This is a genomic window from Kocuria sp., assembly GCF_030536815.1.
Taxonomy (GTDB): domain Bacteria; phylum Actinomycetota; class Actinomycetes; order Actinomycetales; family Micrococcaceae; genus Kocuria; species Kocuria gwangalliensis.
Genome location: NZ_JAUNPE010000095.1, coordinates 1 through 8,589, shown reverse-complemented (window position 1 = coordinate 8,589; position 8,589 = coordinate 1). Strand labels below are relative to the sequence as shown.

Sequence of the window (8,589 nt, the reverse complement as noted above, 5' to 3'; positions counted from 1 at the left end):
GACGCCCGTGCCATTTCTGCCGTGGATCCAGCGGGTCAGGGCACCGCCGCCACGCGATTGTCGGCGACGGCGCACTGATCGGCTCGGGCGCCAAGGTAGTCGGCCCCCTTACCGTGGGCGCTGGGGCAAAGATCGGGGCGGGCGCCGTCGTGACTGCGGATGTCCCTGCCGGTGACATTTCGGGCGCAGGTTGACACCCTGCGTCCACGTGCGAACCTGCGCCACAGATGTCAGAGACACATAAATGGCTGGGTTCCGACGTCACCGGTAGAGGAATCTCGCAAACGGCCTCGGTCCCATTGCTGGGACCGGGGCCGTTTCACTGAAGCACTAGCGATCAGTCGTTGAAGTCCTCCGGTGCGGAACCGATGCGGCCGTCCTCGCGGGTGAGACCGTCGATCAGGGCGATCTCCTCGGAGCTGAGCGTGAGATCCTGCGCGGCCCAGTTCTCCTCGATGCGCTCGGGAGTCACGGACTTGGGGAACACCACGTTGCCGATGGCCAGGTGCCACGCAATGATGACCTGAGCCGGGGTGGCGTCGTGAGCCTCGGCGATCTGGGCGATGGTCTCGTCCTGCAAGTCGGCCTTGCCTTGACCCAGCGGGGACCAGGCCTCGGTCACGATGTCGTACTTCGCATCCAAATCGCGCATGGCCTTCTGGTTGAAGTAGGGGTGCAACTCGATCTGGTGCGCGGCGGGAATGTCACCGGTGTCGATGATGTCCTGGAAGGCTTCCTCACCGAAGTTCGAGATGCCGATGGACCGGGCCTTGCCCGATGCCTTGATCTCCTGGAATGCCTTCCAGGTCTCCAGGTACTTACCCTTCTTCGGCTGCGACCAGTGAATGAGGTACAGGTCCACGTAGTCCAGGCCCAGACGTTCCAGGGAACCGTCGATGGCCTTCAGCGCGGAGTCGTAACCCTGGTCGTCGTTCCACAGCTTGGTGGTGATGAACAGGTCCTCGCGGGCAATGCCGCTCTTCGCGATGGCGCGGCCCACACCTTCTTCATTTCCGTAGATCTTGGCGGTGTCGATGTGGCGGTACCCGATCTCGAGGGCCTTGGTGACCACTTCTTCAGCGACGTCCGGGTCGACCTGCCACACGCCGTAGCCGAACTGGGGAATGACGTTGCCGTCGTTGAGGGTCAAGGTTGCATTGCGAGGCATGAAAATCCTTTCGTAGGGAAACTTGTACCAGTGAACTCCTGTTCGCGCGGCCCTGACAAGCAGTTAAGTTATGAGTGAAGTCACCGCCGTCAGGCGCATGTCAGCCAGTCATGATGAAATAGAGGTATGAAGTTCAACTTCCACCGTGTCAAGACTCCCGCGTACATCACCTCCATTGCGCTGGTGGTGATCGGTCTGCTGTTCGAGCTCGGGTCCATGCCCGTGGCCGCGTGGATTTTCGTGATTCTGGGCATCGTGCTCAACGTCATGGCCGTCTCGGTCACCGCGGTCAACGACACTCCTCGCGCCCCCCGAGAGTTCAAGCGTTCCTCGGTGGAAAGCAACACTCGCGTGGTGATCGACCCTGACGTGGACACCGAGCAGCAGGAAACCGTGCCCGCCCCCTCCAAGGCGAAGTCCGCGGCTCCCGTCACGGACGAGAAGCCGTCCAAGCGCCTGGGCTCCTCCGCGTTGCGCGCCAACCTGGCCAACAAGTCCGGTTCCCGCCCCGCCGCCCACGGCACCCAGGATTCGCACCAGGTCAAGTAGCTCTTCCCCCGACGACGCCGCTGCGTCGCCGCGAAAACGGCCTCTCACCTTCCGGTAAGAGGCCGTTCGCATGTCCACGATGTACTCGTGAGACGGTCAGTTCATTGCCGCACCCTGATAGATCTGGCGGATCCGCGCATCGTTCAGGCGAGTTTCGATGCTCACGGTGTTCTCGGGATCGGAACGCAGGTAGCGCACCGGCCCGTGTGCGCCCACGGTGAGTTTCTCGGAGTCCGAGGTGTTGTACACGGCATCCACCGGCGCTTGAAAGTTGGGGCCCTGCACCGGGTTCACGGACAGCACCAGGTGAGCGGTGACGGTGTCCGAGACGCCGTTCTCGTCAAAGGGGGACTCCACGTCCACCTCGCGAATGATGCCCACGCCGTAGCCGATCACTCCGGGCAAACGGGTGGCCAGGTGGCCCTGCGCGCGGGCGAAGGCCTTCTTCACGCTGGAGATCCAGGTGATCGCGGCCAGCACCAGGATCACGGCAATCATGCCCAACCACAGGCCGTTGTTGCTGTCCGCGTAACGCATCCAGCACAGCACGATGGCCAGCGCCGACACCAGCGGGATCACCAGAATCATGGAATTGGCGAGCTTCTCACGGGTGCCCACCTTGGCCGGTGCGGCGGGCGCCGCGGCAGTCGCCGCGCTGGTACCGGGCGCAGCGGCGTCGGGATCGGAAGCGACGTCGGCGGGCGTCGCGGACGGGCTGCGTCGTAGCTGCTGCATGGCTTTGAGGTCGAAACCCCGGTCATCAACGGTAACGGGGGTGGGCCAGGTGTCCATGGAATCCATGGTTCCCATTATGGTGGCATGACGTCCTAGAGAGGTGGTCCAGCCATGCCCGAGCGTCCCGCTCAGCCCCCGGTCAACCGCGGCCACCGTGCCGGTTTGCTGCTGGTGGGGGTGTTGTTGCTGGGCGCGAACCTGCGCGCCGGCATTACCGCGGTGGGCCCCGTGCTCCCGGAGATCGAAAGACAGGGTGGGTTGACCGGGTTCGAGGCGTCGCTGCTCGTGAGCTTGCCGCTCATTGCGTTCGCCGTGATTTCGCCGTTCGCGCCGCGGCTTGCCGAGAGTCTCGGGTTGGAACGTGTGCTGGGTCTGGCGCTCGCCGTATTGGCGCTGGGCATTGTCATTCGCTCCACGCCCGGGCCCGGCTTCATCTGGATCGGCACCGTGCTGCTGGGGGCCGCCATTGCAGTGATGAACGTGTTGATCCCCGCGCTGATCAAACGCGATTGGCCGCACAAGATCGGGCCCATGACCGGTGTGTACCAGTCGGTCACCGCACTCACGGCCGCGCTCGCCTCCGGCGTGGTGGTCCCCATTGCGCAGGTGGCGCCCTCAGGCTGGCGCTTCGCGTTGGGGATCTGGGCCGGCACGGCGATCATCGGCCTGGCCGTGTTCCTGCCGTGGATCCTGGGTCGGCGCAAACTCACCAAAGAGCTGCCCGGCCGTCCCGACCTGCGCGACGAACACGGCGCATTACGGACGACGCCGCCCGCTCGCCGCCACGCCAAACTCCCCTTGGGCTCCGCGTTGGCCTGGCAGGTCACCGCGTACATGGGGCTGCAGTCCACCGTGTACTACACAATGGTCACCTGGCTTCCAGCGGTGCAGGTGTTCAACGGTGCGAGTGCGGTGGAGGCCGGGTGGTACCACTTCGCGTTCCAGGCGTGCGGGCTGGTGGGCACCCTCTTCACGGCAGCCATGATCCCCAGGACCCGCAGCCAGTCGGGGCTGGGCATACTGTTCACCAGCTCGGCCGTGATCGGTGTGATCGGGCTACTGACCATGCCCGGACTGTCGCTGCTGTGGGCGCTGTTCATCGGCTTCTGCACCGGCGGGGCCATCGTGCTGGCCATGGCGCTGTTCGGGCTGCGGACCGTGGATTATCACCAGGCGGCCGGACTGTCGTCCATGGCGCAGAGCATCGGCTACCTGCTGGCCGCGCTGGGTCCGGTCATGATCGGCGTGCTGCGTGATGCCACGGGAACCTGGACCATTCCGCTGCTCACGATTCTCGGGGTGATCATCGCCCAGGGTGTGTTCGTAGCGCTCGCCGGACGCAACCGCACGCTGCCCGCGTAGGGCGGGCGAGCGGCGTCGTCGAACGGTGATCAGCTAGGCCAGCTGGAACGAGCGCTTGGACAAGCCGAGCTTGTAGCCCTCGACCGTGGTCTTCACTGAACCCTCGGGATTGTCCGCCGCGCCCAGGGTAATGAACAGGGGCGTGAAGTGCTCCACGGTGGGGTGGGCGTGCGGCATGCCCGGGGCGTCGGTGCGGAAGCGGGACAGGCCGGCCACATCGCCGTCGGCGAGCAACTGGGCGGCCCACGCATCGAAGTCCACAGACCAGGACTCGGGCTCGACCGTGGTTCCCAATAGCAGCTGACGCGACGGCATGCCGTGCGTCATGAAACCGGAACCGATCACCAGGTAGCCCTCGTGACGCAGTTGACGCAGGTGACGGCCCAGGTCCATGAGGCGTTCGGGGGAGTGCGTGGGCATTGAGACCTGCAGCGCGGGAACGTCTGCCAGCGGGTACATCGCGCGCAGCGGAACCCACGCGCCGTGGTCCAAGCCGCGGTTGTGATCGATGTGCAGGGACTCGTTGTCCGGCATCATTGCGGCAATCCGCGCGCCCAGGGTTGAAGCGTCCGGGGTGGGGTAGGTGAGTTCGTAAAAGCGCTGCTCGAACCCGCCGAAATCGTAGACCAAAGGGGTGTGTGCGGTGGGCGAAGTGATGGAGGTGGGGGCGTTCTCCCAGTGCGCGGACACCACCACCACGCCGCGCGGCTTGGGCATGGTCAGGGCCCATTCGAAGAGTTCGGAGAGCCAGAGCGCGTCATCGAGCAGCCCCGGGTAGCCGTGGCTCAGGTAAATGGAGGGCAACGGCGCGTCGCCGTCTTGCCAGCGCGGTTGCGCGGCGGAGCGGGGGACCGAGGACATCTCATGACGGTCGAGAACGGTCATGTCCATGACAGTTACTTCCTTCCAAAATAGTTTCTGTTGCAAGTAACTGTAGGGGACAATATTTGCCGCGTCAATATATTCCACCTAGAATCGAGGGTATGAGCGATACAGAATGGTTGTCCGAGGATGAGCGCGAAGCATGGCTGGCGCTCGTGTCGATCATGTTCCGGCTGCCCGGTGCCGTGGAAACACAGTTGCGCAGCGAAGAAGATATGTCTTTGGCGGAATACCTGGTTTTGGCAATGCTCTCCGAAGCGTCCGACCATCGGCACCGCATGTCCGAACTCGCGGCAGCCACCAACACGTCCCAGTCGCGGCTCTCACGCATCGTGGCGCGCATGGAAAAGGCCGGTCTGGTTACCCGTGAAGGTCGCCTCGATGATCGCCGCGTGGTCATTGCCGAAATCACCGACGCGGGAATCGAGCGCATCCAGCAGGCCGCGCCCGCTCACGTGCGTCATGTGCGAGAGATCGTTTTCGACCGGCTGAGCTCCGAGCAGGTGGGGCAACTCGTGGAGATCGGCCGGGCGCTCAACCGTGGGCCGGCCGAGGACGTGGCAACGGGTTTGCGCTCGATCGCCTGATGCACGGGCCCATGCGCCGCTGACCGCCGCCGGTAGAGCTACTCCGGGCTCTCTCCTGCGGGTCTAGAGTGGCGGGGTGAGCATGAACAGCAGTCCGCACCGGGTCATGATGGGCACCGTCAAGGGCCAGGAGTACAAGGGGCGCAGGATCAGTGGCGCCACCATCAAGCGCATCCTCACCTTTGCGCGCCCGCATCGTAAGACCATTGCGCTGTTCGTCGTGGTCTCCGTGGTGCTGGCAATCCTCGGCGTGGTGACGCCGGTCCTCGCGGGGCGCGTGGTCAATGCCATTACCGGCGGGCAGGATATTTCGGCCGTGGTGTGGCTGGCCGTGGGGATCGCCATTGTGGCACTGCTGGATGCCGGTCTGTCCGTGCTCAACCGACTGTTGTCCTCGCGCGTGGGTGAGGGCCTGATTTACGACCTGCGCACCACCGTGTACGACCATGTGCAGACCATGCCGCTGGCCTTCTTCACCCGAACCCGCACGGGCGCGCTGGTCTCCCGACTCAACACCGACGTGATCGGTGCGCAGCGCGCCTTCGCCGGCACCCTGTCCGGCGTGGTGTCCAACGTGGTGTCGCTGGCGCTCACCGTGGGTGTCATGGTGACCATTTCGTGGCAGGTCACGGGTTTGTCGCTGCTGTTGCTCCCCATCTTCTTGATTCCCGCCCGCGCGATGGGTGGACGACTGGCCGGTCTGCAACGGCAATCCGCGCAGTACAACGCGCAAATGTCCATCCGCATGACCGAGCGTTTCGCCGCGGGTGGTGCCACGCTGGTCAAGCTCTACGGCGACCCCTCCAGTGAGTCCCGGCAGTTCGCCGAACGCGCGGCGAGCGTGCGCAATATCGGCATTCGCACCACCATGCTGCAAACCACGTTCGTCACCGCGTTAACTTTGGTCTCGGCTTTGGCGCTCGCGCTGGTGTACGGGGTGGGCGGTGCCCAAGCGATCCTGGGTCATCTGGACGCGGGTGCCGTGGTCACCCTGGGCATGCTATTGACCAGGCTGTATACGCCTTTGACCATGTTGGCCAATGCTCACATGGACATCATGAGCGCCGTGGTGAGCTTTGAGCGCGTGTTCGAGGTGTTGGACATCAAGCCCTTGATCCGCGAGGCTCCGGATGCTCGCGCCATTGCTCCCGGCCCCGCGGCCGTGGAGTTCGACGGCGTCCACTTCGCCTACCCCTCGGCCGACCAGGTTTCGCTGGCCTCTTTGGAGGACGTCGCGGTCCTCGACTCGCGGGGCGGTGAGGAAGTGCTGCACGGGATTTCCTTCAGCGCCCAACCCGGTCACACCGTGGCCCTGGTGGGGTCCTCGGGTGCGGGCAAATCCACGATCGCCCAGCTGGTGGCGCGCCTGTACGACGTCGACACCGGCGCCGTGCGACTGGGCGGCCAGGACGTCCGCGAAACCACCTTTGAATCCCTGCGGGAGACCGTGGGCATGGTCATGCAGGACGGTCACTTGTTCCACGACACCATCCGCGCGAATTTGGCCCTGGCCCGGCCGGAGTCCACGGACGAGGACCTCTGGCACGCTCTGGACCGGGCCCGCATGAAGCACGTGATCGCGTCCCTCCCGGACGGACTGGACACCGTGGTGGGGGAGCGCGGCTACCGGCTCTCCGGCGGTGAGCGTCAACGCCTGACCATTGCCCGGCTGCTGCTTGCGCAACCGCGCGTGGTCATCCTGGACGAGGCCACCTCCGCGCTGGATTCCACCAACGAGGCCCACGTGCAGGCCGCGCTGAGTGAGGCGATGATCGGACGCACGGCCGTCGTGATCGCCCATCGACTGTCGACCATTCGGCAGGCCGACCAGATCTTGGTGATCGAAGCCGGCCGGATCGTGGAGCGCGGCACGCACCAGGAACTACTCGAGGTCGACGGTCGGTACGCGGAACTGTACGAAACGCAGTTCTCGACGGCCGAATGAGCGGGCCTAATCTGTGGTCATGCCCATGAGCGCCTCGCTACCCGACCAGCTGATCGAAGAACTGGGGATCACCGGAGCCCACGCACTTGCCGTGGTGCTGTCCGCGGTGGGGATCTACCTGGCTTTCCTGCTGTTCGTGCGGATCTTCGGGCAGCGCGTGCTCATGGCCATGTCCACCTTCGACGTGGTCGTGACGGTCATGCTCGGTTCGGTGGCCGGTCGCGTGATCCTGGGCCACCCGCCCACCCTGACCAGCGGCATCCTGGGCCTGGCCACCCTGTTCGTCCTGGAGGCCGGGTTCGGGCAATTACGCTCGTCCTTGCGGGTGCAGAGACTCATGAACAGCCCGGCGCGGTTGCTCATGATCGGGCCGCAGATCCAGGACAAATGGCTCAAGCGCTCTCACATCACCCTGGGGGAATTGCACGGTGCACTGCGCAAAGCGGGCATCCGTTCATATGACGAGATTGCATGCGTACTCCAGGAACCCGGGGGCGGCATCAGTGTGCTGCGCCGCGGGGTTCCCATTGACCCGCAGTTGCTCGCGGACGTCGCCGGTGCAGACCGCATCCCGGCCGAATTCCTGGCTGAGCGCGGAACTGACGATGACGAAACGCATGCCGGCCAGCGCATGAAAACAGATCGCCCAAATAAACGCGGGACAACACCGTGACATAAGGGAGCACACTGATGATTTCCGTGGTTAGGATAAACGCACGCCACGGAAGGGACTTCAAGGGCATGACTGAAACGGCCATTCGCTATTCGGGCGTGAGCAAGGTGTATCCCAATGGGACCACCGCCGTGGACCACCTGGATCTGGAGATCCCCACCGGCTCGCTCACCGTGTTCGTGGGCCCCTCCGGCTGCGGCAAAACCACTTCCCTGCGCATGCTCAACCGCATGGTGGAACCCACCTCCGGAACGGTGGAGATTGACGGCCGTAACGTGGCGGACGTTCCCGCTGCGCAACTGCGCCGTTCCATGGGCTACGTGATGCAGCAGTCCGGGCTCATGCCCCATCGCACGGTGGAGGACAACATCGCCACCGTCCCCCGGTTGAACGGGGTGTCCAAGTCCACCGCACGCACCAACGCTCGTAAACTTCTCGGCTCTGTGGGCTTGGACGAGTCGCTGGCCACCCGCTACCCGGCGCAACTGTCCGGCGGCCAGCAACAGCGCGTGGGCGTGGCCCGAGCGCTCGCGGCCGATCCGCCCATCCTGCTCATGGATGAGCCCTTCTCCGCGGTGGACCCCGTGGTGCGGCAGGACCTGCAGCGCGAACTCCTGGACCTGCAGCAGCGACTGCACCGCACCATTGTGTTCGTCACCCACGACATCGACGAGGCCATCACCCTGGG

At 64.8% G+C, this 8,589-nt stretch carries 10 protein-coding genes; 7 read left to right on the top strand and 3 right to left on the bottom strand.

The genetic code is table 11. The features are described 5' to 3' along the window. Positions 1–56: 56 nt before the first annotated feature. Positions 57–194: a hypothetical protein gene (locus Q4E95_RS09190; protein ID WP_303383021.1), complete on the top strand. Its 138-nt coding sequence runs from the start codon at positions 57–59 to the stop codon at positions 192–194. 143 nt (positions 195–337) lie between these two features. Here the strand turns inward: Q4E95_RS09190 and Q4E95_RS09185 are convergent, their stop codons facing one another. Then, on the bottom strand, positions 338–1,168 hold the full coding sequence (locus Q4E95_RS09185; RefSeq protein WP_303383019.1) for an aldo/keto reductase: 831 nt from the start codon (positions 1,166–1,168) through the stop codon (positions 338–340). 126 nt (positions 1,169–1,294) lie between these two features. Here Q4E95_RS09185 and Q4E95_RS09180 point away from each other — a divergent pair, with 126 nt between their 5' ends. Next, on the top strand, positions 1,295–1,717 hold the full coding sequence (locus Q4E95_RS09180; RefSeq protein ID WP_303383018.1) for a hypothetical protein: 423 nt from the start codon (positions 1,295–1,297) through the stop codon (positions 1,715–1,717). A gap of 96 nt (positions 1,718–1,813) precedes the next feature. Here the strand turns inward: Q4E95_RS09180 and Q4E95_RS09175 are convergent, their stop codons facing one another. Beyond that, on the bottom strand, positions 1,814–2,518 hold the full coding sequence (locus tag Q4E95_RS09175) for a hypothetical protein (RefSeq protein WP_303383017.1): 705 nt from the start codon (positions 2,516–2,518) through the stop codon (positions 1,814–1,816). 45 nt (positions 2,519–2,563) lie between these two features. Here Q4E95_RS09175 and Q4E95_RS09170 point away from each other — a divergent pair, with 45 nt between their 5' ends. Continuing rightward, positions 2,564–3,814, top strand: a complete 1,251-nt coding sequence (locus Q4E95_RS09170) for an MFS transporter (protein WP_303383016.1) — start codon at positions 2,564–2,566, stop codon at positions 3,812–3,814. Positions 3,815–3,847: 33 nt separating this feature from the next. Here the strand turns inward: Q4E95_RS09170 and Q4E95_RS09165 are convergent, their stop codons facing one another. Beyond that, positions 3,848–4,705 (bottom strand): dioxygenase, encoded by an 858-nt coding sequence (locus tag Q4E95_RS09165; protein ID WP_303383015.1) that lies wholly within the window; start codon positions 4,703–4,705, stop codon positions 3,848–3,850. Between the two features lie 92 nt (positions 4,706–4,797). Between Q4E95_RS09165 and Q4E95_RS09160 the strand changes: the two genes are divergently transcribed. The 4 genes from Q4E95_RS09160 to Q4E95_RS09145 all read left to right on the top strand — a co-directional run. Then, entirely contained in the window at positions 4,798–5,283 is a 486-nt protein-coding gene (locus tag Q4E95_RS09160; protein ID WP_303383014.1) for a MarR family winged helix-turn-helix transcriptional regulator, read from the top strand. Positions 5,284–5,389: 106 nt separating this feature from the next. Next, positions 5,390–7,228: an ABC transporter ATP-binding protein gene (locus Q4E95_RS09155; RefSeq protein ID WP_303383020.1), complete on the top strand. Its 1,839-nt coding sequence runs from the start codon at positions 5,390–5,392 to the stop codon at positions 7,226–7,228. A 19-nt stretch (positions 7,229–7,247) separates the two neighbouring features. Continuing rightward, the gene (locus tag Q4E95_RS09150) at positions 7,248–7,901 is read left to right on the top strand and encodes a DUF421 domain-containing protein (RefSeq protein WP_303383013.1); all 654 of its coding nucleotides are present in this window, start codon (positions 7,248–7,250) and stop codon (positions 7,899–7,901) included. A gap of 68 nt (positions 7,902–7,969) precedes the next feature. Continuing rightward, positions 7,970–8,589: ABC transporter ATP-binding protein (locus tag Q4E95_RS09145; protein ID WP_303383012.1), on the top strand; the 620-nt coding region annotated here is incomplete at its 3' end.

Coding starts and splice junctions, on each gene's coding strand:
- Q4E95_RS09185 (WP_303383019.1), bottom strand. CDS start 1,168: ATGCCTCGCAATGCAACCTTGACCCTCAACGACGGCAACGTCATTCCC.
- Q4E95_RS09180 (WP_303383018.1), top strand. CDS start 1,295: ATGAAGTTCAACTTCCACCGTGTCAAGACTCCCGCGTACATCACCTCC.
- Q4E95_RS09175 (WP_303383017.1), bottom strand. CDS start 2,518: ATGGATTCCATGGACACCTGGCCCACCCCCGTTACCGTTGATGACCGG.
- Q4E95_RS09170 (WP_303383016.1), top strand. CDS start 2,564: ATGCCCGAGCGTCCCGCTCAGCCCCCGGTCAACCGCGGCCACCGTGCC.
- Q4E95_RS09165 (WP_303383015.1), bottom strand. CDS start 4,705: ATGGACATGACCGTTCTCGACCGTCATGAGATGTCCTCGGTCCCCCGC.
- Q4E95_RS09160 (WP_303383014.1), top strand. CDS start 4,798: ATGAGCGATACAGAATGGTTGTCCGAGGATGAGCGCGAAGCATGGCTG.
- Q4E95_RS09155 (WP_303383020.1), top strand. CDS start 5,390: ATGATGGGCACCGTCAAGGGCCAGGAGTACAAGGGGCGCAGGATCAGT.
- Q4E95_RS09150 (WP_303383013.1), top strand. CDS start 7,248: ATGCCCATGAGCGCCTCGCTACCCGACCAGCTGATCGAAGAACTGGGG.